This window comes from Thalassomonas sp. M1454, assembly GCF_007097525.1.
In the GTDB taxonomy this organism is placed as follows: Bacteria; Pseudomonadota; Gammaproteobacteria; order Enterobacterales; family Alteromonadaceae; genus Thalassotalea_A.
This window is the reverse complement of record NZ_VKDD01000003.1, coordinates 1-26,637: the sequence shown is the minus strand read 5'-3', so window position 1 is coordinate 26,637 and position 26,637 is coordinate 1. Positions and strand designations below refer to the sequence as shown.

Annotated in this window: 23 protein-coding genes; 13 read left to right on the top strand and 10 right to left on the bottom strand. The window is 38.4% G+C overall.

Annotated elements, in window-relative coordinates:
• Nucleotides 1-2 precede the first annotated feature (2 nt).
• Entirely contained in the window at nt 3-917 is a 915-nt protein-coding gene (locus FNN08_RS08430) for a DMT family transporter (RefSeq protein ID WP_143584718.1), read from the bottom strand.
• Between the two features lie 144 nt (nt 918-1,061).
• On the opposite strand from FNN08_RS08430, the gene FNN08_RS08425 reads away from it, so the two are divergent.
• From FNN08_RS08425 to FNN08_RS08405, 5 genes are all read left to right on the top strand, one after another.
• Nucleotides 1,062-1,892 (top strand): ion transporter, encoded by an 831-nt coding sequence (locus FNN08_RS08425; RefSeq protein WP_143584716.1) that lies wholly within the window; start codon nt 1,062-1,064, stop codon nt 1,890-1,892.
• A 124-nt stretch (nt 1,893-2,016) separates the two neighbouring features.
• Nucleotides 2,017-3,438, top strand: coding sequence for an alanine/glycine:cation symporter family protein (locus FNN08_RS08420; RefSeq protein ID WP_143584714.1), 1,422 nt, complete (start codon nt 2,017-2,019; stop codon nt 3,436-3,438).
• Between the two features lie 104 nt (nt 3,439-3,542).
• Nucleotides 3,543-3,908 (top strand): STAS/SEC14 domain-containing protein, encoded by a 366-nt coding sequence (locus FNN08_RS08415; RefSeq protein WP_143584712.1) that lies wholly within the window; start codon nt 3,543-3,545, stop codon nt 3,906-3,908.
• An 88-nt stretch (nt 3,909-3,996) separates the two neighbouring features.
• Nucleotides 3,997-5,286, top strand: coding sequence for a DEAD/DEAH box helicase (locus FNN08_RS08410; RefSeq protein WP_143584710.1), 1,290 nt, complete (start codon nt 3,997-3,999; stop codon nt 5,284-5,286).
• 120 nt (nt 5,287-5,406) lie between these two features.
• Nucleotides 5,407-6,048 carry a hypothetical protein gene (locus FNN08_RS08405; RefSeq protein WP_143584708.1) on the top strand — a complete coding sequence of 214 codons (642 nt, stop codon included), beginning with the start codon at nt 5,407-5,409 and terminating at the stop codon, nt 6,046-6,048.
• Between the two features lie 7 nt (nt 6,049-6,055).
• Here FNN08_RS08405 and FNN08_RS08400 read toward each other — a convergent pair whose 3' ends face one another.
• Nucleotides 6,056-6,523, bottom strand: coding sequence for a hypothetical protein (locus tag FNN08_RS08400; RefSeq protein WP_143584706.1), 468 nt, complete (start codon nt 6,521-6,523; stop codon nt 6,056-6,058).
• 103 nt (nt 6,524-6,626) lie between these two features.
• Nucleotides 6,627-9,056, bottom strand: a complete 2,430-nt coding sequence (locus tag FNN08_RS08395; RefSeq protein ID WP_143584703.1) for a tetratricopeptide repeat protein — start codon at nt 9,054-9,056, stop codon at nt 6,627-6,629.
• Nucleotides 9,057-9,279: 223 nt separating this feature from the next.
• On the opposite strand from FNN08_RS08395, the gene FNN08_RS08390 reads away from it, so the two are divergent.
• Nucleotides 9,280-11,247 (top strand): monovalent cation:proton antiporter family protein, encoded by a 1,968-nt coding sequence (locus FNN08_RS08390; protein ID WP_143584701.1) that lies wholly within the window; start codon nt 9,280-9,282, stop codon nt 11,245-11,247.
• A complete protein-coding gene (locus FNN08_RS08385) occupies nt 11,248-11,772 on the top strand; it encodes a lipocalin family protein (RefSeq protein WP_143584698.1) in 525 nt (174 codons plus the stop codon). It begins immediately after the preceding gene.
• A 52-nt stretch (nt 11,773-11,824) separates the two neighbouring features.
• On the opposite strand, the gene FNN08_RS08380 is transcribed toward FNN08_RS08385, so the two are convergent.
• The 7 genes from FNN08_RS08380 to FNN08_RS08350 form a co-directional block, all read right to left on the bottom strand.
• The gene (locus tag FNN08_RS08380; protein ID WP_143584695.1) at nt 11,825-12,976 is read right to left on the bottom strand and encodes a patatin-like phospholipase family protein; all 1,152 of its coding nucleotides are present in this window, start codon (nt 12,974-12,976) and stop codon (nt 11,825-11,827) included.
• A gap of 146 nt (nt 12,977-13,122) precedes the next feature.
• Nucleotides 13,123-14,031, bottom strand: a complete 909-nt coding sequence (locus FNN08_RS08375) for a hydroxymethylglutaryl-CoA lyase (protein ID WP_143584692.1) — start codon at nt 14,029-14,031, stop codon at nt 13,123-13,125.
• On the bottom strand, nt 14,032-16,038 hold the full coding sequence (locus tag FNN08_RS08370) for an acetyl/propionyl/methylcrotonyl-CoA carboxylase subunit alpha (protein WP_143584689.1): 2,007 nt from the start codon (nt 16,036-16,038) through the stop codon (nt 14,032-14,034).
• Nucleotides 16,039-16,050: 12 nt separating this feature from the next.
• Nucleotides 16,051-16,857, bottom strand: a complete 807-nt coding sequence (locus tag FNN08_RS08365) for an enoyl-CoA hydratase/isomerase family protein (RefSeq protein ID WP_143584686.1) — start codon at nt 16,855-16,857, stop codon at nt 16,051-16,053.
• A gap of 8 nt (nt 16,858-16,865) precedes the next feature.
• The gene (locus tag FNN08_RS08360; protein ID WP_143584683.1) at nt 16,866-18,473 is read right to left on the bottom strand and encodes a carboxyl transferase domain-containing protein; all 1,608 of its coding nucleotides are present in this window, start codon (nt 18,471-18,473) and stop codon (nt 16,866-16,868) included.
• A gap of 67 nt (nt 18,474-18,540) precedes the next feature.
• On the bottom strand, nt 18,541-19,710 hold the full coding sequence (locus FNN08_RS08355; protein ID WP_143584680.1) for an isovaleryl-CoA dehydrogenase: 1,170 nt from the start codon (nt 19,708-19,710) through the stop codon (nt 18,541-18,543).
• 67 nt (nt 19,711-19,777) lie between these two features.
• The gene (locus tag FNN08_RS08350; protein WP_143584676.1) at nt 19,778-20,179 is read right to left on the bottom strand and encodes a MerR family transcriptional regulator; all 402 of its coding nucleotides are present in this window, start codon (nt 20,177-20,179) and stop codon (nt 19,778-19,780) included.
• A gap of 284 nt (nt 20,180-20,463) precedes the next feature.
• Here FNN08_RS08350 and FNN08_RS08345 point away from each other — a divergent pair, with 284 nt between their 5' ends.
• The 6 genes from FNN08_RS08345 (at nt 20,464) to FNN08_RS08320 (ending at nt 26,328) form a co-directional block, all read left to right on the top strand.
• Complete coding sequence (locus FNN08_RS08345; protein WP_143584674.1) at nt 20,464-21,648, top strand: acetyl-CoA C-acyltransferase; 1,185 nt, start codon at nt 20,464-20,466, stop codon at nt 21,646-21,648.
• Between the two features lie 30 nt (nt 21,649-21,678).
• Nucleotides 21,679-22,836, top strand: coding sequence for an acyl-CoA dehydrogenase family protein (locus FNN08_RS08340; protein WP_143584672.1), 1,158 nt, complete (start codon nt 21,679-21,681; stop codon nt 22,834-22,836).
• A gap of 28 nt (nt 22,837-22,864) precedes the next feature.
• Nucleotides 22,865-23,986 (top strand): enoyl-CoA hydratase/isomerase family protein, encoded by a 1,122-nt coding sequence (locus FNN08_RS08335; protein WP_143584670.1) that lies wholly within the window; start codon nt 22,865-22,867, stop codon nt 23,984-23,986.
• 23 nt (nt 23,987-24,009) lie between these two features.
• Entirely contained in the window at nt 24,010-24,903 is an 894-nt protein-coding gene (gene mmsB, locus FNN08_RS08330) for a 3-hydroxyisobutyrate dehydrogenase (RefSeq protein ID WP_143584668.1), read from the top strand.
• A complete protein-coding gene (locus tag FNN08_RS08325; RefSeq protein WP_143584666.1) occupies nt 24,903-25,664 on the top strand; it encodes an SDR family oxidoreductase in 762 nt (253 codons plus the stop codon). Before mmsB ends, FNN08_RS08325 begins: the two co-directional genes overlap by 1 nt.
• A gap of 127 nt (nt 25,665-25,791) precedes the next feature.
• Nucleotides 25,792-26,328 carry a D-glycero-alpha-D-manno-heptose-1,7-bisphosphate 7-phosphatase gene (locus FNN08_RS08320; protein WP_143584664.1) on the top strand — a complete coding sequence of 179 codons (537 nt, stop codon included), beginning with the start codon at nt 25,792-25,794 and terminating at the stop codon, nt 26,326-26,328.
• Nucleotides 26,329-26,637: the final 309 nt, after the last annotated feature.

Sequence of the window (26,637 nt, the reverse complement as noted above, 5' to 3'; positions counted from 1 at the left end):
ATTTATCCCTTTTTCCTCATGAAAAAGTAGATCGCAAACTTAATGGAATTGGTATTAGTTTTTATTAGTCCAGTAGTTAAACTAACACCAGACAAGATCAGCGCTGCACCAATTAACATTGATACATTAATTTGCTCGTTTAAAAACACCATACCCCAGAAGATACCAAATACAGGGATTAAATAGGTAACCGTGATAGCTTTTGCTGGGCCTAAGTTAGCCAATAAATTAAAGTAAAAAATATAGGCGAGAGCTGTACATAGCACGCCTAAAGTTATAATTGAGTATATGGCGGTATTACTAACTTCATGCTCAGGTAAGTTAAACCCTAAAAATGGTAGTAGCATGATGCTAGCAAATAATTGACTCCCCGTAGCTATTGCTAAAGAGCTTACTCCTGTTAAATGTTGCTTGGTATAACATGCGGCATAGCCATAATTTAGAGTCGCAACTAACGCAGCTACAATTGCGAGGGCTGCGGCATCAAAGCTTAAGCTGCCTTTACTTATAAATAAAAATATAACGCCTGAAAAGCCAATTAGTAAACCGATGACTTTACTACGACCTAAGCGCTCCTTTAACCAGATAAAGGCAACCAAGGCGGTAAAAATTGGCGCGGTAGCATTTAACACTGAAGTTAGTCCGGCACTAATACTTAATGTTGCAAACGCAAATAATACAAAGGGTAGAGCGGTATTGGTTAAACCAACAACAGCGATACTTTTCCAGTGTTTAAGTATTTGTGATTGTTGTTTGTAGATAAATAAGAAAGGTAATAGGGTGATAAATCCTATAGCTGCTCTAAAAAAAATGAGTGCAATAGGTCCTACCTCAGGCGCAGCAATACGCATAAACATAAATGACGAGCCCCATATGGCGGCAAGACTAACTAATTGAAATAAATGGGGTAATGTCATGAATGTGAAAGTATTTAAGTTATGTGTTTTATAGTAAACCACTAGCTCAGCTCAATTGTAAGTATTTTTGTCAAATAGTTGATATTTTCGTAATCAGACCAATATCAGAAAGTTAATATTATTATTTACAGTGGCAAAATATTTATGATGGCAACAATTCCCTTTTTGCAAACGCAATTAAAACGTCTTGATTCTAGTAACCTTTTCCAAGGTGTTGTTATTGCAGTTATTCTTATTTCAGCGTTACTTATAGGTGCAAAAACTCATGATTTACCAAGTCAGTTTGTTACTGTCATTGGTGTCTTAGATTTTGCTATTACTATATTTTTTGCGGTTGAGATCAGTATTAGATTTTTAGCCACTAATGATCCTAAGAAGTTTTTTAAAGATGGCTGGAATATTTTCGATACTCTTATTGTTGTTGGTAGCTTAATTCCTGCTGGTGGCTCTGGCGTATTATTAGCACGCTTATTAAGGGTATTTAGAGTACTGCGCCTTGTTTCTATGGTGCCAGAATTAAGAATGTTAATTAATGCATTACTTAAAGCCATACCAAGAATGGGCTACATAGCTTTATTAATGTTTGTGATTTTTTATATTTATGCCGCTATCGGTAGTATTTTATTCCATCAAATTAATGAATTCCTTTGGGGCGATGTATCGGTTTCATTACTTACACTGTTTCGTGTTGCCACATTTGAAGATTGGACTGATGTAATGTACGAGACTATGGAAGTACATCCATTAAGTTGGATTTACTACCTTACGTTTATCTTTTTAACCGCATTCGTGTTTTTAAATATGATGGTTGGTACGGTGTTAGAGGTAATGGCACAAGAACATGAAAAGGAACGTGCACAATCTCATGGTGAAACTGCAGAGGGAGCAGAGCCAGCAAGTAGGGCTCAAATAGAACAACTGCAGAGCGAAATAGCAGAGTTGAAACGCTTAATTACACTTAACAACAAAAGTTAAATATTATTTAAAGCACAGTACCCTTATTATTAACATGCTAGAATACTATCTAGCTTTATACTTATGGTGATTTAATCAAATTGTTATAAGTATTTTATTTAATTAGATAAAACGGGAATACATAGTGCTATACGATATAGTTGATTGGTTAAATGGGTTGTTATGGGGGAATATTTTAATTCCTTTATTGATCCTATCTGGAATTTGGTTCACTTTTAGACTTGCAGGTATACAATTTCGCCATTTCACTCATATGTTCTCGGTAATGAAGCATAGCCGTTCAACTGACGGTCACGGTATTTCTTCTTTTCAAGCTCTTTGTACAACCCTTGCTGCTCGAGTAGGTACTGGTAATTTAATGGGGGTAGCTGTTGCTATTTCATTAGGTGGTCCCGGCGCTATTTTTTGGATGTGGGTGATTGCTTTAGTTGGTATGGCTACGGCGTTTGCCGAAAGTGCATTAGCACAGCTTTATAAGCAAGAAAATGCAGATGGTGAGTACCGAGGTGGTCCTGCATTTTACATGCTTAAAGGCTTAAAAAGCCCAGTGCTAGCTGTTATTTTCTCAGTGTGTTTATTTATTGGTTACGGCATTATCTTTAGTGCACCTCAAGCAAACTCTATTGCTGAAGCATTTTCTTATTCTTTCGATCTTGACCCTATGTACACTGGTGTTTTCTTAACAATATTTACCGGTGTGATTATCTTAGGTGGTTTAAAACAAATCGCTCGCTTTGCTGAAATAACTGTACCATTTATGGGCTTGGCTTATTTCTTAGTAGCATTATGGGTAATTATCACTAACTTAAGTGCTATTCCAGCTGTGTTTGTTGATATTGTATCTTCTGCTCTTGGCCTAAGAGAAGCGGGCGCGGGTATGGTTGGCGCGGCAATTATGCAAGGTATCAAACGCGGCTTATATTCAAACGAAGCGGGTATGGGTAGTGCGCCAAACGCGGCGGCTGCAGCAACACCTTATCCACCACACCCGGCATCACAAGGTTATGTGCAAATGTTAGGTGTATTTTTCGATACTATCGTTTTATGTACCTGTACCGCGATGATTATTTTATTAAGTGGTGTCGATTTAAACCAAGAAGTTGGTATTGAATTAACCCAACAAGCGTTAGCCGGTGAAGTAGGTACTTGGGGCAGCGATTTTATTTCTTTAGCGATATTTTTCTTTGGCTTTACTTCTATGGTGGCAAACTTTGCCTACGCGGAAAATAGCTTAAGCTTTATTAAAATGGATAATAAAGTAGGCCGAATCATTTTTGTATCGGTTTTCCTTGGTATGATTTTTTACGGTTCAATTGCAACTCTAGGTCAAGTTATTGCTTTAGCTGATTTAGCTGTAGCGTTAATGACTGTCGTTAACGTTGTTGCAATCGTTTTATTAACTAAGCACCTTGTTACTATTGCTAAAGATTACAATAGACATATAGACCAAAATGAAATTCCAAGATTTATTGCAACGCCAGAGCAAGAAAAGCAAATGAATCTTACCCCAGGTATTTGGTCTGAAGAAAATACAAAGCTACCTTAATTTATATTGCTTAAATGCCTATCTTTGATAGGCATTTTTCTTTATTTATTATCAACTAACTACTAAGTTTAATGAGTCTAGTTGCGTTATTAGAGGCGGTAACTATGTTAAATGTGTCAATCCAAAGAGCAAATGCAATTGCGGTGTTGGAGCCTGTAGGTGCATTAACTCAAGATGATTTTATTCATGCAGCAAGTATTATCGATCCCTACATGCAAGCTAATGGCTACTTAAATGGCATTTTAATTTTTAGTAAAGATTTTCCCGGTTGGGAGTCATTTAGTGCAATGGCTTCGCATATGGAATTTATTAAAGAGCACCATCAGTTTGTCTCGCGAATTGCTATTGTTACCGATTCGGTCTTGGGAAACTTTGCTAGTTTATTATCGGGACACTTTGTTCATAGTGAAATTAAATGGTTTAACTATGATGATATTGATAGCGCACAACTGTGGTTATTAACAAATTGATTTAGCTTAATGGGTTTGGTATTAATCGCTAATTTTGCTATTATCCGCGCAATTACCTAATACTAGGTATCTTATTTTAGGACATACCATGAGTTTTGATTCAATAGGCCTTCCACAAGACTTATTAAAAGCAGTAAAAGAGTGTGGTTATAAAACCATGACGCCAATCCAGCAGCAAGCTATTCCCGCTGTTCGCACCGGGCAAGATGTACTTGCCTCTGCACAAACGGGTACAGGTAAAACCGCTGCTTTTGCATTGCCAATTATTGAACAATTACTTAAGGGTAAAATGTCAGGTGAGCATGTAGTTAAAGCGTTAATATTAACGCCAACGCGTGAGCTTGCCGTGCAAATTGCTGAAAATATCCGTGAATATACTCAGTTTACAGAATTAAAAACTGCCGTTGTTTATGGTGGTACGAGTACAGCAAGCCAAGAGAAACAGCTTAAGGCTGGTGTTGATATCTTAGTCGCTACCCCAGGGCGTTTACGTGATCATCTAACGGTACATTCTGTATCTTTATCACAAATGAAGTTTTTAGTGTTAGATGAAGCCGATCGTATGCTTGATATGGGCTTTTTAACGGATATTGAAAACATCATAGCCAGTGCTAAAAATAAATATCAAACGTTATTATTTTCGGCTACGTTCTCAAATAAAGTGCGTAGTTTAGCTAATGAATTTTTAACTTCTCCACGAGTTATTGAAACGGCGAAACAAAATGCCACTGCATCGAAAGTTCGTCACTATGTCTACCCGGTAGAAGAACATCGCAAAAGTGAGTTACTTGCAGAATTAATTGGCGTTAATAACTGGCAGCAGGTGCTTGTTTTTGCCGGTACCAAAGAAAGTGCTAATGATATAGCTAAAGAGCTTAAGCTTGATGGCATAAAAACAGCTATCTGCCATGGTGATAAATCACAAGGTAATCGCAACCGTGCTTTAGAAGAGTTTTCATCTGGTAAAGTAAGAGTGCTAGTTGCAACCGACGTTGCTGCCCGTGGTTTAGATATTCCAGATTTACCGTATGTGGTTAATTATCACTTACCTTTCCTTGCTGAAGATTACGTACATCGTATTGGTCGTACCGGCCGTGCAGGAAAATCTGGAACTGCTATTTCGTTAGTATCTCCAAAAGATAACCGCTTCTTAGCTAATATCGAAGAAGTTGTTGGCTATCAAATAGAGCAAGTTAAGCTAAAAGCTTATGCCTTTGATCCGCTAGACTACGCTTCTAAAGCTGAGAAAAAAGCAGCAAAAGAAGCACCTAAGATGAATCGTTATAAAGCTACCCAAGTTAAAAACCGTGCGGTAGCTAAAAAGAATAAAGCTAAAACTAAAGGCAAAGCACCTCGTAAAAGCCGATATTCATCATAAGCCTTTAATAAACCTATAATAAACAACACTATAAAAAGCTAAAGTGATTTTTTACTTTAGCTTTTTATTATCTACTGTAATAATACCAATCTCGTTAAATAACCATTCAGCTAACACGTTATGCAATTTGAACATCAAGCCGTCGATGTACCATTTCATTTTCGCCATTGCTGTTGGTTTTGTAATGAACCCGCTGCAGCGGAACTAAACTTCCCTTCACAAAAATCGCTATTAATTGACTGTCCCCATCCGGCCATTTCATTACCTTGCTGTGATGAATGTAAGCGTTTTGCCAGACAAAGCGACGCACACTCTATTTGGACTTGCCGAGAGTCAGTAAAAAAATCTTTAATGAAGAGGTACCGTAAAGATTTAGCTATAGGTAAAAACTGGACTCAAGAAGAGCTTGCTAATAGTGAATTTGAAGGGGGAAATTTTGCCGGTTTTGCTAAAAGTGCTTGGTTTGTTTTTGAGGTTGCTCGCGATAGAGTTAATTTTTCAGGTTGGCCGCTGTGGTGTAACGGCGAGCAGATAGAAAATATTACCGAAGGTAAAGAGTTTATCTTTGATGGTGTCAGTTACACCGATATATACCAAGCAATCGACTTTTATGTTGCAACTTATGGTCTCGATAAAGAGTTTTTATTACAAGTAGTAAAAATAGTGGGCATTGACCGATTTGCCTATGCCATAAGATTTTGCCGACTTTATATAGGCCACACGCCAAATGAAAAGCGTGCAGCCCTAAAAGAGCTTAGTTAATAGCTGTTTATTGAACTACGATCCTTGGATCGTAAGGTTTGCCGGCACAGCCTTCAACATAAACGTCATAATCAAACGTGCCTTTGTTTTTAATTTTACAGCTCACCTTGCCACTTGTTCCTGACTTTAACGCACAGTCCGCTTTAAATGGCGTGGCCGCAGTAGTAAATTTTATTTCTATCTTTTTATTTTTATCTGGTGTCCAAGTAATGGTTTTATCTTTTTTGCTGCAGACACAATCTTTTTTAGTACCACAAGCTCCTCTACCTTCGCCAAATTCAGCTTTACAGTTATCAGGGCTGGTGATTGTCACGCCCTTTGCACAACTTTTATCGTTGATGGCAACGGATAAGGATTGATCTTTAAATTTATCCTCTGTGGTTTGCTGCGCATTTACAAAAAAAGAGCTGAAACTTAAAATTAGAATTGCAGTAGCTGATTTTAACATCTTATTATTTTTGGCTATAAAGTACATACGTGATTCCTTATGAGTTGTTGTACTTGGGTTGAACGAGTATCAAAGATACTGTTTAGTTTTCATACCAGACAACTAGATTGGTATCAGTTTGTATAAACTTTTAAAGCTGGTTAAGTTGTTCTTTATAGACCAAAAATTGTGGATCTACCAATAACAGCTCTTTTTCGTAGCCATATTTTATTGCATTTTCTAGCATGATGTCGGCTTGTGATAACTGTTTGCAGTTTAAATCAACGATAGCTAAATCATAATAAAGATAAGGATCTTGCGATTGTATTGCTAGCGATGATTTTTTATATGAGTTGGCACTATCACATTGATTTAATTCAGAATAATACCTGCTTATTTGTGCTTTTAGACTTATGTCATTAGGGTTGATTTGCTCTTGCTTATTGGCCAGGATTAAGGCTTGATTATAAGCATTTAATGCGTCTTCATAGGAATAGCTGGCTGAGAATTTTAAGGCATCGCCTAGGTTGCCCCATACTATATTATCTTCAGGAGTCATTTTAACGGCGTTTTGATACATTTCGACCGCATTATCAAATTGTCGAGTGAAGAATAAACTTGTGCCTAGGTTTGAATAGGTAAGCGCTGAAGGCTCAATCGCTAATGATTTTGACCATGCAATAATTGCATTATCCCAGTCCATAATTAAATAGTAGGAAGCGCCTAAGGCATTATATGATGCTGCAATATTGTCATTTAATAAGTTTACCTTTTGAAATAATGGTATTGCCTTTTCATATTGACCAATTAGATGAAAATATATGCCGTATTGATAATAATTTCGCCAATAGGCAGGCTCAATTTCGATAGCTTTTAGCAATAAACTTTCAGCCAACTCAACTTGCTCCAACTTTATATAGACGTTGGCCATCAGTTGTAACGGTATTGGGTTGTCAGGATCCATAACAATGGCTTTTTCTAAATTAGCTTTAGCCTTTTGGTAACGACCGTTAGTTAAATAAAGTTGCCCTAATGCGATATAACCTTCGATACCTACATCCTTGTAACTGGCGGTTAATTCGCAAACTTGTAAACCTTTTTGGTATTGCTCAACATCGTTTGTTAAAAGGTATAAATCCATATACGTTGTGCACAGTGCACCTGATGCCAACGTGAACTTAGGATCTAAATATAATGCTTTAAGGTAGAGAGTTTCAGCTTTTTTAAGAGATTGAATGCTTTTACTCTGACGATACTCACTCTTACCATGTAAGTAGGCATCATAAGCTTCAAAGCTAGTTGTTGGCGCTTTGCCGTTATTATTAGATGTTCTTAAATCCGGAATTAAAAGATTCAGAGCACTTAAAGACTTTCTTGATATCTCCTCGAAAAGCTTAAGAGCTTGTGAAGGGCTACCAGTAAATTCAGCATCCCAAACTTGGAAACCTGTTGTTGTGTCAATTAATGAAGCGGTTATATCTATCTTTCCAGCTATTATCTTAGCGCTACCTTCTAAAATAAAGTTTACGCCTAAGCGCTGCTGTATTTCATCTATGTTTGAATTCTCTTTTAATGCTTTCGTTGCTCGCAAAGAAGCGACTTTAATATCTGGTTTATGGGTTAAAAAGCTGATTAACTCTTCTTGTAAACCTTCAATTAAATAGGAAGGGGAGCTATTGTCTCCCTGTACGCTAAAAGGTAAAACAGCAATTGAATTTGCAACGACGTTAACAGAGGGGATTTCAACTTTTTGCAGAACAACTTGTTCGCTATCATTTTCAATAAAAGTAATTAAGTGCGTTGATAGATAATAAATACAGCCAATAATTAACAATACAAAAACTGAGTCAATGGAAAGTTGTTGGTAATAAAATAATTTCTTTTGTTTTTTGGACTTTACTTTTTCACGCTTAATTTTTAACTCTTTTATCCACTGCAGCCCGAGCACAACCGGAAAACCTATCATTAACACTAAAGTGGAAAACTTTATTCCCCAGCTAGGCGCATTAAATATAGGTAATACAATCGCTAGCACTTGTAGCAGAACCCAGGAAAATACCAAGTAACCCACACTTGCTTTAAAGAGGCGGCTGCTTTTTAATATTGCAATTGATAAATGCCAGCGGGGATGTTTAGTTTCAAATACTTCAGGGTCTTGTTGGAAATCAAAGAAACCTTTACTCGGTTTTGCAGCCGTTGGCTGCATCATTCTATAACCTTTTCTTGGTATGGTTTGAATGTAAGTAGGACATTCCTTATGGTCGTCTAAAGCGTGTCTAATTTCACTGATGATGTGCGTTATATTGGTTCTAGATGCGTTTAAATCTCCCCAACCAAACTCTAATATTTGATCTCTGGTGACCGTTTCACAATCTGCCGATGCCAGAAATAATAAAATTTCCATAGCTTTAGGTGCCAAATGGTAGCGTTCATTATCTCTGATAATAACGCCTAAATCTGGTTCAACAACAATATTACCTAAAGCAAATCCCTTATGAAATTGAGGGGGGACCCTGATGGTTGCTTTCTTATTGTTGGCTTTATTATGAGTATCTAAATTTTTATCTTTAGACTCTGGCATAGTTCACTTCAGTGTTCCCAATTAACGATATATTTTTTTGTACATTCATTCAGTATGGAATGTGTTTAGCTAATTCGCTAATGTTCTAAAGAATTTTATGAGATTTATCAGCAAAAATGATAAAGTAAAATTGTTAATAGGATGTTGTTGTTTTTTTTGTGCTCCTGCACAATAAAGCTAACTTAAGACGATTTTTTGTATTTAATTATATTTAAGGGATGTTGTGGGCCATTTTTTTGAAATTCTTGCTATTCTTGTTGCCGCTGTTTTTACCGTTTGGATATTCAGGAAACTTCACTTACCAGCTATTCTTGCATACTTAGTTGCGGGTACTATTGTTGGCGAATACGGACTTGGCTTAACGGGTAATCACCTTAACTATGAACATTTTGCTGAGCTAGGCATAGTGTTTTTATTATTTACCTTAGGTTTGGAATTCTCTTTACCAAAACTGCTTGCCATGCGGCATTTAGTTATGGGGGTTGGCTCAAAACAATTTCTTCTGACTCTACTCGCTTTTTTAGTCATTTCTCTACTTCTAGGTTTTAGTATTGAGGTTTCATTGGTTATTGGTGGCGCATTAGCTTTGTCGTCAACGGCTATTGTTATCAGACAACTTAATGACTCAGGTTCAATCAAGAGAAAGTCGGGGCAAATATCTGTTGCTATCTTATTATTTCAAGACATCGCCGTTGTACCTTTATTAATTATCATTCCATTTTTATCTGATAATGGTGATAGCTCAATGCTATTGGCATTACTTTTTGCCTTACTCAAAGGTGTGTTTGTTGTTGCCTTATTATTATCTGTGGGTAAATGGTTACTACCTAGATTGTTTAATCAAATAGCGCAAGTACGCACCGATGAACTCTTTGTATTGTCAACCTTGCTTGTTACTTTAATGGCAGCAGCACTTACTCAGTTTTTCGGGTTATCAATGGCTCTTGGTGCATTTTTAGCTGGGATGATGCTAGGTGAAAGTCAATATAAGCACCAACTCGAGGCTGATATAAGACCGTTTAGAGATATTCTACTTGGCTTGTTTTTTATTACGGTAGGGATGAAGCTTGATCCGAGTTTATTAATCACTTCACCAGGTACAATAGCAATCTTAGTGATTGGCTTTATGTTAATAAAAATAGCGATTATTCGTTATTTAGCAGTAAAGGCAGGTGAGTCATCTAAAGATGCTTGGGCTTCGGCTTTTATGCTGGCGCAAATGGGCGAATTTAGTTTTGTATTAATTTCTTTAGCTGCCAATGTCGATGTTTTAACCACAGAAGTAACTTCTATACTATTAGGCTCTGGTATTATTTCAATGGCATTAACGCCGTATATGATCAAGAACGCACGTAAGTGGGCCGTTTCTTTATCTTATGATGGTAAGCAACAAGAGATCGATTTAGAGCAACAAAACGTTAGTAAAAATTTATCTGATCATGTTGTTATTTGTGGTTTTGGCCGAGTAGGGCAAACGGTTAGTCGATTCTTAAAGCAAGAAAAAATAGAATTTGTTGCTATCGATATTGATCCCCTACGCGTAAGTGAGTCTAGGGAGGCCGGCGAAAATGTATTGTTTGGCTCTGCTCGTCAAACGGAGATACTTGCTGCAGCCAATTTGAAAGAAGCTAAGTTAGTGGTTATTTCATACGGAGCGGCGGAGCAATCACTTGATGTGGTACAAAAAGTTCGCTCGATCTCAACAGATGTACAAATCCTAGTAAGAACACGCAATGATGATGCGTTAGTTGCTTTAAAAGAAGCTGGCGCTAATGAAGTTGTTCCTGAATCCTTAGAAGGTAGCTTGATGCTTGTATCACAAGTATTGAATCTAACTGGAGTGCCATTTTCTCGAGTTATTCGCAGGATCCAAACTGAACGTAAAAGTCATTACCATAGACTACATGGTTTTTATCCTGGTGTAGATACTGATATGAGCGCTGATGCAATAGAGCAACGTGAATTTGTGCATGCAATTCTTTTAACCGACGATGCTTGGGCAAATGGCCGAGCGTTGAAGGACCTTGATATCACTCGAAGACGGGTTGATATAGCGTCAATACGTCGAGGGGATGATGAATTTAATGAAGTTCATCCAAGTTTTGTTTTACAAGCTCAAGATACGGTAATTTTACAAGGTAAACCAAGACGGGTTGAGCGTATAGAGCGTTATCTGCAGGAGGGGCCTTAATTGATTAACTTTAAACGTGTCTTATTTCTATCAAGTCTCTTGTTACTTTGTAGCTGCGTAGGAATACCTAAAGGTGTAAAGCCTGTTTCAAACTTTGAGCTGAGTAGATATTTAGGGACTTGGTATGAAATTGCCCGTTTGGACCATTCTTTTGAAAGGGGGCTAAGTAAGGTAACAGCTCAATATAGCCTTAAAGAAGATGGTGGCGTAAAAGTCGTTAATCGTGGTTACTCTTATGATGATGAAGAATGGCAAGAAGCCGAAGGCAAAGCTGCTTTTGTTGGCCAAAGCGATCAAGGTTATTTAAAGGTTTCTTTTTTTGGTCCGTTTTATGGTTCTTATATAGTTTTTGAATTAGAGCATGAAAACTATCAATATGCGTTTGTTTCGGGCCCTAATTTAGACTATTTATGGTTATTATCACGCACATCTAAGGTATCACCAAAAGTGTTAGATAAGTTTATGGCAATGTCCAAATCTATTGGCTTTGATACTGATGAGATAATATTAGTTGAACAAGACTAGCACTTACATGCTATCAAGATTTTATGCCGCTAAGATGATAAACGCCTGATTATTAAATATTCAAGAATTCTCTTATTTGGCTTTCTTGCTCCATTGCATCATCAAATCCAGCGGCAATAAGCTTTTTACAATAATTTTTTTCAAACATTATGTATGAGGTGAGCGTTGTTTCAGCGTCTTTCTTTGCGCCCATCATTCTCAATATTAAGCGCAGGGCCCAAGTTAATTCATCGTAATGATCATTGGCCAATACATGAAAATTCTTAGTAGGGTTTAATACAAAACTGTCAACTTGCTTAAGTGTTGATTGCTGCGCTAGAACGTCCTTATCAATTAACTTAACGGTGTCATTGACCCTATGCATTCTTTCTAAATCACTATTAAGCGCTTCGGTAAATACGGTATCCATTAAATGACCCGCAATTGATGCACTACTTGGTGGTTTATGAAAATCTACCGCATGGTGAATTTGCTGACTCGGTTGCTCAACACCAATAATAAAGATCTTCTCCGCTCCTAAATGAATAGGGGTACTTAGAGGTGATAATTGACTTACTGAGCCATCGCCATAGTGTTCTTTTTTGATTTTTACTGAAGGAAATATAAATGGTATGGCAGAAGATGCCATTAAATGTTCAGTATTTAACTGAGTTTGAATACCTCGGCGTTTGGAACGTTGCCAAGGGGCAATAGACTTATCCGCTTGGTAAAAACTTATCGAGTCTCCGCTAGTATAACTTGCCGCAGTAATTGCAATTGAAGATAAATAGCCATTGGCTATATTGCCATCTATTCTTTTAAAATCGACCACTTGCGTTAATAAGCGGCGTAAAGGGTCGTTATTTAATAAACTAGCCGGTTTTTTTGCAGCGTAGCCAGCTTGATAACTGCCTAAAATACTTTTAATAATATGGCCAAAAACCTTGCTACTACTACTATCATAAATTTGATCAGTATGGAGGTTGTTCCAAATATACTCCAAACGGCGCATACCTAAATGGAAGCAAGAGGCATAGCAGGCTAAAGTGGTTGCATTAATTGCTCCTGCAGAAGTACCAGAAATAATAGGGAAGGGAATACCATGATTGCGAGGCATAAACTTGGTTATGGCTTTTAACACACCAACTTGATAAGCCGCACTTGCGCCACCACCGGTAAGTAATAGTGCCGTTTTACATCCTTTGTAGCTTTTCTTTACAACCATCTACTAACAACTTTATAGAATTATTTTTACCTATAGTTTAATAATGATAGATATTCGATTTTATGTAAAGCGCTAGCTTGGAAATTAGACAAAAGTAGAGGCAAGTAAATACTTCCCTCTACTTAGATTATGAACTTAATGGTGAACTATTGTTTTGCGCGTATGGCATTTGATACTTTAGAAATAGGTGCTTTACCTAATTTATCAGCAATAAACCAACCGGCTTCTAATAGCTTATTAAAATTGATGCCGTGCTCTATACCTAAACCATTTAATAGGTAAACTACATCTTCGGTAGCGACATTACCTGATGCCCCTTTAGCATACGGACAACCACCTAAACCAGCTACCGCACTATCAATTACGCTTACGCCTAAGTTAAGTGCTGCATATATGTTAGTTAATGCTTGTCCGTAGGTATCGTGAAAATGTACAGCCAGCTTAGCCATAGGCACTTCTTTGCTTACTGCAGTTAGCATTTTTTGCACAGAATCTGGCGTGCCAACACCTATAGTGTCGCCAAGAGATATTTCATAACAGCCCATATCAAATAATTGCTTAGCAACTTTTGCTACTTGCTTAGGTTCAATATCACCTTCATAAGGGCAGCCAACGACACAAGATACATAACCGCGAACTTTCAAACCTTGTTTTTTTGCCGCTTCTATAACTGGAATGAAGCGCTCTAGGGACTCATCAATTGAGCAGTTAATATTCTTTTGGCTAAACGATTCTGACGCTGCGCCAAAGATAGCTACTTCATCAGCATTGACTGCAACAGCACCTTCATAACCTTTTAGGTTAGGGGTAAGCGCTGCGTAGGTAACACCTTGTTGGCGCTTTAAACCATTAAAGACATCTGTTGATGTAGCCATTTGCGGCACCCACTTAGGTGATACAAAGCTACCGCTTTCAATGTAACTAACACCTGCGTTAGCAAGTTGTTCAATTAAGGATATTTTGTCATCGGCGCTAATTAATGTTGCCTCATTTTGCAGGCCATCGCGTGGCCCAACTTCAACAATCTTTACTTGCTTTGGTAATAATGACGCCATTTAAGCCTCCGAAAATGCTAATAGCTCAGCACCACCATCAACCATATCACCGACATTGAAATAAAACTCGCTGACACTACCATCGCTTGGCGCACGAATGGTATGCTCCATTTTCATTGCTTCCATAATAAGTAATGGTTGATCTTTTTTAACTGCTTCGCCTACTTCACATAATAAAGTAACCATAGTGCCGTTCATTGGTGCGGTTAAACCACCCGCAGCATCATCTGCTCCGGCATCTCCATAATCAGGAATTACTTTAGAAAAATGAATAACCCCAGTTTGTCTAAATAAACTGTATTGGCCTTGGTTTTCTCCGACACTAGCACTAAAACGATAGCCGTTTACATTAGCAAATAATGTATCTCCTTCTATTCTACCTTGGCAGTCTGTAGTTTTACCGGCAACGCTGATCAGGTAGTAAGTGCTGCTACCTTTACGTTTTTCTTCAACTTGTACCGGATAAATTACGTCGTTATGTTCAAGTTCGAAGGTATGAACATCGGCCTCATTTAAGCGCCATGCATTGGTTGCATTCCATGGCGAGTGCGGGTCATTGGTTGTTTGTGCTTGTACTTTTGCAGCTTCTGCTTGAGCCAATACTAAATACAAGGCTGCAATTGGCAATTCATCCGCTAAAGTTTGTTCATCTTCATGGAATATTAAGTCATGGTGCTTTTCAATAAAACCTGTATCTAAGTCTGCTTCAACAAACGGCTTAGCGGTTGCTAGGTTATAAAGGAAGTCTATATTAGTAGTGACACCTTTAATGCGATATTCCATTAAAGATTTAGCTAATAACTGTAAGGCTTTTTCGCGATTTTCACCCCAAACGATTAATTTCGCAATCATAGGGTCGTAAAAGACACTTACCTCATCGCCTTGACGCACGCCAGTATCTATTCGTACATGCTCGCTTTCAATAGGTGTTTGTAAGTAACTTAATTTACCTGTTGCTGGTAAGAAGTCATTGTTTGGGTCTTCAGCATAAATTCTAGCTTCAAAAGCATGACCATTAAGTTTTAATTGATCTTGCGCTAATGGCAGTACTTCACCAGCAGCAACGCGTAATTGCCACTCAACTAAATCTTGGCCGGAGATCATCTCGGTTACTGGATGCTCTACTTGTAAGCGTGTGTTCATTTCCATAAAGTAAAATGAGCCATCCACATCCAATAAAAACTCAACTGTACCAGCACCTTGATAACCAATAGCTTTTGCAGATTGAATTGCTGCTTCGCCCATTTGTTTACGTAGCTCTGCAGTCATGCCTGGTGCAGGTGCTTCTTCAATAACTTTTTGGTGGCGGCGTTGAACTGAACAGTCACGTTCAAATAAATATACTGCGTTGTCATGATTATCACAAAACACTTGAATTTCAACATGGCGTGGTTGAGTTAAGTACTTTTCAACAAGCATAGTGTCGTCACCAAATGATGATAGTGACTCTCGTTTAGCTGCAGCTAATGCTTCGTCAAACTCGCTTGCAGACCATACTTGGCGCATACCTTTACCGCCACCACCAGCGGTCGCTTTAAGTAAAACTGGGTATCCCATATCATCAGCGGCTTTTTTGATTATTGCCGGTGATTGATCTTCACCATGGTAGCCAGGTACTAAAGGTACATTGGCTTTTTCCATAATAACTTTAGCTGCAGACTTAGAGCCCATAGCTTCAATCGCAGGTACTGGTGGGCCAATAAATACAATATTTTCTTTGGCACAGTTGCGACAAAAATCAGCATTTTCAGATAAAAAACCATAACCCGGATGTATTGCTTGTGCACCGGTTCGTTTAGCTGCTTCAATTACCTTATCGCCTAAAAGGTAACTTTCTCGAGATGGCGACCCGCCAATGTATATGGCTTCATCGGCCATAGAAACATGTAAAGAGTCAGCGTCGGCGTCAGAGTATACCGCGACAGTTAGAATGCCCATTTGTTGAGCCGTTTTAATTACGCGACAAGCAATTTCACCACGGTTTGCAATTAGTATTTTAGTAAACATCTTTTTGTGTTCCTATTTATTTATCCAAGCAGCAGGGCGTTTTTCAAAAAATGAAGTTAAACCTTCTTGGCCCTCATCTGATACGCGAATAGCGGCAATGCGCTTTGACGTTTCTGCTAGTAAATCATCATTAACTGGTTGGTATGCAACATCGAAAGCAAGTTGTTTTGCCTGCTTTACTGCAGCAGGACTATTTTGCAGTAACGTAGCTATTACTTTATCTACTGCTAAATCTAACTCTTGTGGGTCACAGACCTCATCAACTAAACCAATATGTTGAGCTTTATCAGCAAAAAAACGCTCCGCTGTTTGAAAATAACGACGGCTCGCTTTTAAGCCCATAGCATTAACTACATACGGACTAATGGTTGCCGGTATTAAGCCTAGCTTTACTTCACTTAAGCAAAAGCTCGCTTTGCTACTTGCTATGGCAATATCACAACAACTTACTAAGCCAACAGCGCCGCCAAAAGCAGCACCTTGAACTTTAGCAATTGTGGTTACAGGTAAAAAGTTTAGTATTTTTAGCATGTTGGCTAAGGCATTGGCGTCTTGCAGATTCTCTTGATAAGAATATCCTGCCATGCGCTTCATCCAATTTAAGTCAGCACCTGCAGAAAAGCTTTTACCATTTGATGCTAATACCATCACTCGCACGTTTTCGTTATTGGCAATAGTAGTGAATATTTCTGTGAGTTGACTGATGACTTCATCATCAAACGCATTATGCTTATCAGGGTTATTTAAAGTAACGATAGCAACACCTTGAGCGTTAATATCTACTAGTACTTTATTTTGCTTTGTTTGCTCTAAAGACATAATCACCTCTACATTCTAAAGACACCGAAGCGTGTTTCTTCGATTTCTTTATTTAATGATGCAGAAATAGCTAAACCTAATACTTGTCGAGTTTCACTTGGGTCAATTACGCCATCGTCCCAAAGGCGGGCAGAGGCATAATATGGATGACCTTGCTTTTCATACACATCAATAATTGGTTTTTTGAAGTTGGCTTCGTCAGTTTCACACCAATCTTCACCATTTTTAGCTTTTTGGTCGCGTTTAACTTGTGCTAATACGCCAGCTGCTTGTTCGCCGCCCATTACTGAAATACGAGCATTTGGCCACATAAATAAGAAGCGAGGGTCGTAAGCTCGACCACACATGCCGTAGTTACCTGCACCAAAACTACCGCCAATTAATACGGTAAACTTAGGTACTTTCGCACAAGCGACAGCATTCACCATTTTCGCGCCATGTTTAGCAATACCGCCAGCTTCGTATTGTTTACCAACCATGAAACCAGTGATATTTTGTAAAAATACTAATGGGATTTTTCGTTGTGCACAAAGCTCTATAAAGTGAGCACCTTTTTCGGCTGACTCACCAAATAAAATACCGTTGTTGGCAACAATTCCAACAGGGTAGCCATGAATACGGGCAAAACCACAGACTAAGGTTGAGCCATAAAGGGCTTTAAATTCATCGAATTCACTACCATCTACAACGCGAGCTATAACCTCTCTTACATCGTAAGGTTGGCGAGGATCTTTTGGAATAATGCCGTAGATCTCTTTTGGATCGTATGCTGGCTCTTGTACTTGTTCAATTTTCATTTGCACCGGTTTTACTCGGTTTAAATTACTTACTGCTTGTCTTGCCAGTTGCAGCGCATGGTGGTCATTTTGTGCATAATGATCTGAAACACCAGAGGTTCTACAGTGAACGTCGGCACCGCCAAGATCTTCAGCGCTCACAACTTCCCCGGTAGCTGCCTTAACTAAAGGAGGGCCAGCTAAAAAGATAGTCCCTTGCTCTTTAACAATAATCGATTCATCGGCCATAGCTGGTACATATGCACCTCCTGCAGTACAAGATCCCATAACAACGGCTATTTGTGGGATATTTTGTGCTGACATATTCGCTTGGTTAAAGAAAATACGACCAAAATGCTCTTTATCTGGAAATACATCATCTTGATTTGGCAGGTTTGCGCCACCTGAATCAACTAAATAGATGCAGGGCAAATTATTCTCTTGAGCTATCGTTTGGGCACGTAAATGTTTTTTTACCGTTAGTGGGTAATAAGTACCACCTTTTACTGTTGCATCATTAGCAATAATTAAACACTCTTGACCGCCAACACGGCCAATACCTGTAATAATACCTGCTGCAGGTACATTATCTGGGTATACATCGTCGGCAGCTAATTGTGAAAACTCAAGAAAAGGTGAGCCGGCATCTAATAAGTTATAAACTCGATCACGAGGTAATAATTTACCTCGGCTTAAGTGGCGCTCTCGGCTTTTTTCTCCCCCACCTAATTTAATTGTATTTAGTTTTTCAGTCAGGTCATCAACCTGTACTTGCATATAAGCAGCATTATCAGAAAAATCTTGGCTGCGGACATTAATTTTACTCGTTATTTTAGCCACGTTGCTAACCTTCTAAGTAGTTATCTTGTAAAGATGAATTCATCAAAATTTTATCGTTTTTAACGCTTTATACTGACTCGTTGAAAAGCTCTCGACCGATTAACATACGGCGAATTTCTGAAGTACCGGCGCCAATTTCATATAGTTTCGCATCTCGTAATAATCGACCCGCAGGGAATTCATTGATGTAGCCATTACCACCAAGTAATTGAATTGCATCTAATGCCATTTTTGTTGCAAGCTCGGCAGAGTATAAAATAACGGCTGCGGCATCTTTACGAGTGGTTTCACCACGGTCACAAGCTTGCGCTACCATATATACGTATGACTTTGCTGCATTCATTTGTGTATACATGTCAGCAATCTTGCCTTGGATTAATTGGAACTCACCAATTGATTGACCAAACTGTTTACGATCGTGAATATAAGGAACGACTAAATCCATCGCTGCGTCCATAATACCTAACGGACCACCTGATAAAACTAAACGTTCATAATCTAAACCTGACATTAATACTTTAACGCCACGTCCTTCTTCACCTAAGATGTTCTCTGCAGGTACTTCACAATCTTCAAATACTAATTCACAGGTATTTGAGCCGCGCATACCTAACTTATCTAGCTTTTGATGACGGCTAAAACCAGGGAAATCACGTTCAACGATAAAGGCTGTTATCCCTTTTGAACCGGCTGATGTATCAGTTTTTGCATAGATAATATAAACGTGAGCATCTGGACCATTAGTAATCCACATTTTGTTACCGTTTAAAATGTACTTATCGCCTTTTTTGTCTGCGCGTAATTTCATGCTTACCACATCAGAGCCTGCGTTTGGTTCAGACATTGCAAGTGCACCAATATGTTCACCAGTACAAAGTTTTGGCAGGTATTTTAGTTTTTGTTCATGTGAGCCATTCTTATTTAATTGATTTAAACAAAGATTTGAACATGCACCGTAACTTAAACCAACCGAAGCTGAAGCTCGGCTGATCTCTTGCATTGCCACAACGTGTTCTAAATAACCTAATTGTGAGCCACCATATTGCTCATCTACAGTCATACCAAGTAGGCCTAAGTCTCCAAACTTACGCCATAAATCCATAGGGAATTCATTGTCTTGGTCAATTTTTTCTGCTCTTGGTGCTATTTCATCGCGAGCAAATGCATTAACTGTATCGCGGATCATGTCCACGGTTTCGCCTAAATTGAAGTTTAATGAAGAAAATGTAGAAATCATGGTAGTACCTTTAATATTTAATTTATTATTTAAGCAAGCATCTTTGTGAACCTGCCTTAATGTTTATTTAATTTACCGACTGGGTTAGTTCTTTATGCGCCATTTCACAGCGTTGTTCGAGCGTATCTAATTCCATTAACACAACTTTGATATCATCTAGTTGCTGAGTTAGCGCTGTTTTTTTATCGGCAATCAATTGTTTAATTGTTTCTAATTGATTAGTGCTAGTTTTATCAGCGTCATAGAGCTCAAATAAACGTCCGGTTTCAGCTAATGAAAAGCCTAAACGTTTACCTCGTAAAATTAGTTTTAATCGAACTCTGTCACGACGATTGTATATTCTTGTTTGGCCCTTTCTAGTTGGCGTAATCAACCCTTGGTCTTCATAAAATCGAATACTACGAGTCGTAATATCAAATTCACGAGATAAATCACCAATTGAGAAGGTTGCAGTTTTCGTCGATTCCATAGTTTTTTATTTTTTACATATTAAATTTTCATTGAGTATAACTAAGGTTGAAGTTTACGTAAAGGTAAACTTTTAATGTCCATTTTTCCCTATAATGTACTCATTATGCAAATGGTAATGAAAAAGTACTTTTATGGTAATTCGTCTGTATCGCTTTTATTTACTGGTTTGTTTAGCAATCTGTACACTTGTAGTTATCTTTTGCATTGCTTTACGTTGGCGTAAACAAATGTTTTGATGTAACCTAACTGCAAAATTAGTTTAGAAAAATAAAGGTACAATCAATGTCATTATCCGATCCTATCGTAATTGTTTCCGCAGTAAGAACTCCTATGGGAGGATTTATGGGAAGCTTATCTGATGTTCCATCTCCAGAGCTTGGTGCACAAGCTATTCGTGGTGCTGTAGAGCAAGCAGGAATTGCCAACGATCAAGTTGATGAAGTTATTATGGGTTGTGTACTTGCTGCTGGTTTAAAACAAGCACCTGCACGCCAAGCTGCATTAGGTGCAGAGTTAGCATTATCTACGGTATGTTCTACTGTGAGTAAAGTATGTGGTTCAGGTATGAAAGCAACAATGAATGCTTATGACTCTTTAGCCGCAGGTAGCATCGATGTTGCTGTTGCCGGTGGTATGGAAAGTATGTCACAAGCACCATATTTACTACCTAAAGCTCGTTCTGGCATGCGTATGGGACATGGTCAAGTTATTGATCATATGATGCTTGATGGTTTAGAAAATGCTTATGATGGTATTTCTATGGGCTGTTTTGCACAAGATACTGCTGATGACGTTGCATTTAGCCGTGAAGATATGGATGCGTTTGCTATCAGCTCTTTAACTAAAGCAAATATGGCTATTTCATCAGGTAACTTTAGTAATGAAATTGTACCTGTAACTATTAAAACACGTAAAGGTGAAGTAGTTGTTGATACTGATGAACAACCTGGTAATGCTCGCCCTGAGAAAATTCCAACACTTAGAGCTGCGTTTAAGCGTGACGGTACCATTACTGCTGCTAACTCTAGCTCCATTTCAGATGGTGCTGCTGCTATGGTTATGATGCGTGCATCAGAAGCACAAAAACGCGGTCTAACACCAATTTGTAAAGTTATTGGACACGTTAATCATGCACAAAAACCAAGTGAATTTACTATTGCCCCTGTTGGTGCAGTAAATAAGTTATTCTCTCGTATCGGCTGGACCAAAGAAGATGTTGATTTATTTGAAATTAACGAAGCTTTTGCGATGGTAACTATGCTTGCTATTAAAGAACTTGAACTTGATGAATCAAAAGTTAATGTTCACGGTGGTGCTTGTGCGTTAGGTCATCCTATTGGCGCAAGTGGTGCACGAATTATGGTGACATTAATTCATGCGTTGAAACAACGAGGTTTATCTAAAGGCCTAGCAACTTTATGTATTGGCGGTGGTGAAGCAACAGCCGTTGCTATCGAAATGCTATAACCATTTGCTTATCAACTTAATGGAACAGTCATGAATTTTAATTTATCTGAAGATCAAGCCATGTTTGCTGATATGGCAAACCAATTTTCTCAAGCTGAGTTCGCTCCCAATGCAGCTAAATGGGACAGCGAGCATATCTTCCCAAAAGATGTGATTGCTAAAGCGGGTGAATTAGGCTTTTGTGGATTGTACTCTCCCGAAGAAGCTGGTGGCCTTGGTTTATCACGTTTAGACTCTTCCATTATATTTGAACAACTTGCTATGGGCTGTACAGCAACTACGGCAATGATCACTATCCATAACATGGCTACTTGGATGTTAGCAACATGGGGTACTGATACAGTAAAAAACCAGTGGTGTGAAGGGTTAGTTAGCGGTCAACAACTCGCTTCTTATTGTCTAACTGAACCCGGAGCAGGCTCTGATGCTGCTTCCCTTAGAACCTCTGCCAAAAAAGACGGTGAAGAATACGTTATTAATGGCTCAAAGATGTTTATTTCTGGTGCCGGTGAAACTGACGTATTAGTTGCTATGGTGAGGACTGGCGGCGAAGGTGCTAAAGGTATTTCGGCTGTTGTTATTCCGGCTAACACTCCTGGCGTAATTTACGGTAAAGCAGAAGAAAAGTTGGGCTGGAATGCGCAACCAACAAGATTAATTACATTTGAAGATGTACGTATTCCTGTTGCGAACCTTTTAGGTAATGAAGGTGAAGGTTTTGCTATTGCTATGAAAGGTCTTGATGGCGGTCGTATAAATATCGCTACTTGTTCTATTGGTACTGCGCAGCAAGCACTTAATACTGCCATTAGCTATATGAAAGAGCGGGAACAATTTGGTAAACCAATTGCGGCATTCCAAGGCATGCAGTTTAAATTATCGGATATGGCGACTGAACTTGTTGCTGCTCGTCAAATGGTGCGTTTAGCTGCATTTAAACTCGATTCTAATGATCCTGAAAAATCGGCCTATTGCGCCATGGCAAAACAATTTGCCACCGATGTAGGATTTAAAGTGTGTGATGCCGCTCTGCAGATCCATGGCGGCTACGGATACATTAAAGAATATCCAATTGAACGCCATTTCCGTGATGTACGTGTTCATCAAATTTTGGAAGGAACAAACGAAATTATGCGTTTGATTATTTCCAGACGATTATTAACTGAAGGTGCAGGGCAGCTTCTGTAATTCTTTTCAGAAAATATTAGGTTTTTACATGTCAGAAGTCGTGTTATTTGAGTTACTAAAAACTCAATCAGGAAAACAAATTGCTATAGCAACATTAAATTCAGAGCGTTCTCTTAATGCTTTGAGCCATGAAATGGTTGCGCTGCTTTATCCACAGTTAGTAGCGTGGCAAGAAGATAGCAATATCGCTTTAGTGTTATTACAAGGCGCAGGTGAAAAAGCATTTTGTGCCGGTGGCGATATAGTTAATTTATATGAAAATATGGCTGCATGCCCAGGTGAATATTCTGCATCAATAGAGTCATACTTTACCGATGAATATCAGCTTGATCATCTCATTCATAGCTACAGCAAGCCATTTGTTGTTTGGGGTAGTGGTATTGTTATGGGAGGCGGTCTTGGCCTGATGGCGGGAGCAAGTCACCGGGTGGTAACTGAATCATCTCGTATTGCAATGCCCGAAATAAGCATAGGATTATTTCCTGATGTAGGCGGTAGTTATTTCTTAAATCGAATGCCTGATAATTGTGGTTTATTTTTAGGGTTAACTGGCGCTGCCATTAATGCCGCAGATGCTAAATTTATTAACTTAGCAGATCACTTTATATCTAATGCTGATAAATCATTATTTATCGAGGAAATACAGCAAATTAGTTGGGGGGATACGATAGCCCTTAATAATGAAAAATTAACATCGTTAATGAAAAAGCTTGAGCAAAAAAGTAAGGTTCATATGCCATTATCAAATGTACATAAGCACAAAGCTTTGATTGACCAAGTTACTGACTCTAGCAAACTAGAAGACATAGTTGCTGCTATTGCGCAGTTAAAAACTGATGATAAGTGGTTAAACCGAGCACAAAAATCCCTTGCTCATGGCAGCGCATTGAGTGTTTGGCTCACGCATCAGTTAATAAACAAAGCTAAAGGTTTATCTTTAGCCCAATGCCTACAACTAGAGCTTAACGCCGCGGTAAAATGTGGGAAGTTTGGAGAGTTTCAAGAAGGCGTTCGAGCCTTGCTAATTGAGAAGGACAATAGTCCTGCTTGGAAATTTGCCTCTGTAAGTGACATAGACAAAGAAACTAAAGATTGGTTTATTACCTCAAAATGGCTTGCACCAGAGCACCCTTTAGCATTGTTAAATTAAAATAAATTATTGGAGAATTAGATATGGCGAATATAGCTTTTATTGGACTAGGAAACATGGGTGGCCCTATGGCTACAAACTTAGTTAACGCTGGTCATCAAGTGTGTGTATTTGACTTATTTCCACAAGCTGTTGAAAGTGTTGTTGCACAAGGTGCTACAACTAAACCTGATGTTGCAGCATGTGTTGCCGGTGCCGATTTCATTATTTCAATGCTTCCTGCTGGTAAACATGTAGAAAGTTTATACCTTGGTGATAATGGTTTAATTAACCATATAGCTAAAGGTGCTTTGGTTATTGACTCTTCAACAATAGATAAAGAAACAGTAATAAAAGTAGCTAGCGCATTAAACACTGCAGGAATAAACTTTATTGATGCTCCTGTATCTGGTGGCGTTGGCGGCGCAACTGCTGGCACACTAAGTTTTATGGTTGGCGGTAGCGAACAAGATTTTAATAACGCTAAACCTGTGTTAGATAATATGGGTAAAAACATATTTCATGCTGGGGACCATGGTGCAGGGCAAGTAGCTAAAGTATGTAATAACATGCTGCTAGCTGTACTTATGGCTGGCACATCTGAAGCATTACAGTTAGGTATTAGTAATGGCTTAGACCCAAAAGTATTATCTGAAATTATGTTACAAAGTTCAGGCAAAAACTGGACTTTGGAAGTGTATAATCCATGTCCTAATGTATCCGAAAATGTGCCTTCGTCAAATAACTATGAAGGTGGCTTTATGGTTGACTTAATGGCTAAAGATTTAGGTTTAGCCATGGATACCGCGGTACAAAGCCAGTCGTCAACACCTATGGGCGCACTAGCCCGTAATTTATTTGCACTCCATGCCGGTGCAGGTAATGGCGGTAAAGATTTCTCAAGTATATTTAATATGTTCAATAAGGTAGAAAAATAATGAATTTCCAAGATAAAACAATCGTAATTACTGGTGGTGGTCAAGGTTTAGGACGCACTATGGCGATTGAGTTTGCCAAAAAAGGTGCAAACATTGCGTTGATAGATTTAGGTGAAGAGTTACTTGCAGAAACTGTCCAGCTAGTTGAAGCAACTGGTAGCAAAGCAAAATACTATATTGCTAACGTAGCTGTAGAGTCAGAAGTAGAAGCAACGTTTGCAACTATCGCTAACGACTTTAATGGTATTGACGGTTTAGTTAATAATGCAGGGATTTTACGAGACGGCCTTTTCGTTAAGGTAAAAGAAGGTGAGATCGTAAGCAAAATGTCACTTGCTCAATTTCAATCAGTTATCGACGTTAACTTAACTGGTGTTTTCTTATGTGGCCGAGAAGCTGCAGTGCAAATGATTAAGCATGGTAATAAAGGTGTTATTATCAACATGTCATCAATCGCTCGTAACGGTAATATGGGACAAACTAACTATGCAGCAGCAAAAGCTGGCGTAGTAGCGATGACAACTACTTGGGCACGTGAATTAGGTCGCCATGGTATTCGTGTTGGCGCAATTGCTCCTGGTGTGATCAAAACAGCAATGACAGATGGCATGAAACCAGAAATGCGTGAGCGTTTAGAAAAAATGAAACCAGTAGGACGTCTAGGTACTGCCCAAGAAATAGCACATACTGCCCAGTACATCTTTGAAAATGATTTCTTTACAGGCCGAGTTGTAGAAATTGATGGTGGCTTAAGCATGTAATTGCTTATTAGTTACGGTTAAGTTTTATTAAACGCCGTAAAACTACATTAAAGCGAGCTTAGCTCGCTTTTTTGGTTTTTATAGATCAAAATCTAGAAAAGCAAAACAATAATGGCAGGGCATCATAATGAATAAAGCTCTTTTCCTCAGTCGCGATGGCGTTATTAATATAGACCGTGGTTATGTTTATAAAAGCCAAGAGTTTGAGTTTGTTGATGGTATTTTTGATGTTTGTCGCTTTGCACAAGAACTCGGTTACCAATTGATCGTAACTACTAATCAGCACGGCATTGCCCGCGGTGTATTTACTGAGAAAGAACTTTCAACATTATTTACATGGATGAAAGATGAATTCTTAAAAGAAAAAATAATTATTACTGATGTATTTTATTGCCCGCATCATCCAACAAAAGGTAAGGAACAATATAAAGTTGAATGTGATTGCCGCAAACCTGAACCAGGTATGATTTTAAAAGCAGCCATAAAACATAAGTTAGACTTGAAACAAAGTATCTATTTAGGCAATAAAGCCGCTGATATAAAAGCTGCACAAAATGCTGGTATTCATAATCGTATACTTTTATCTGGTAAATACTCAGATGACGGATCTATACCAGCTCATATAATCGCTAATATTTGTACAGCAATTGAACATATCGATTGATATTGGTTATTTAATAATCGAACAGTTCATTTATCTTAAGTTTTTTGAAAAAAGGTGTTGATCTTCACCTGCAAATCTATAAAATGCGCTCCACTTCTTCGGGGCAACCCAAAGAACGGTTAGAAGGTTAGATGTTAAGAATTACTTAGTATTTAACGCCAACAAAAATTTTTTAAAATTCTTTTTGAAAAGCTGTTGACTTCCTAACTGAGGTGCTTATAATGCGCCTCCTGCTTCGGGCAAACGGCAACGTTAGCTACAAGCAATAAGAGTTAAGCGAATGCGACTTGCTCTTGTTATAAACGAACG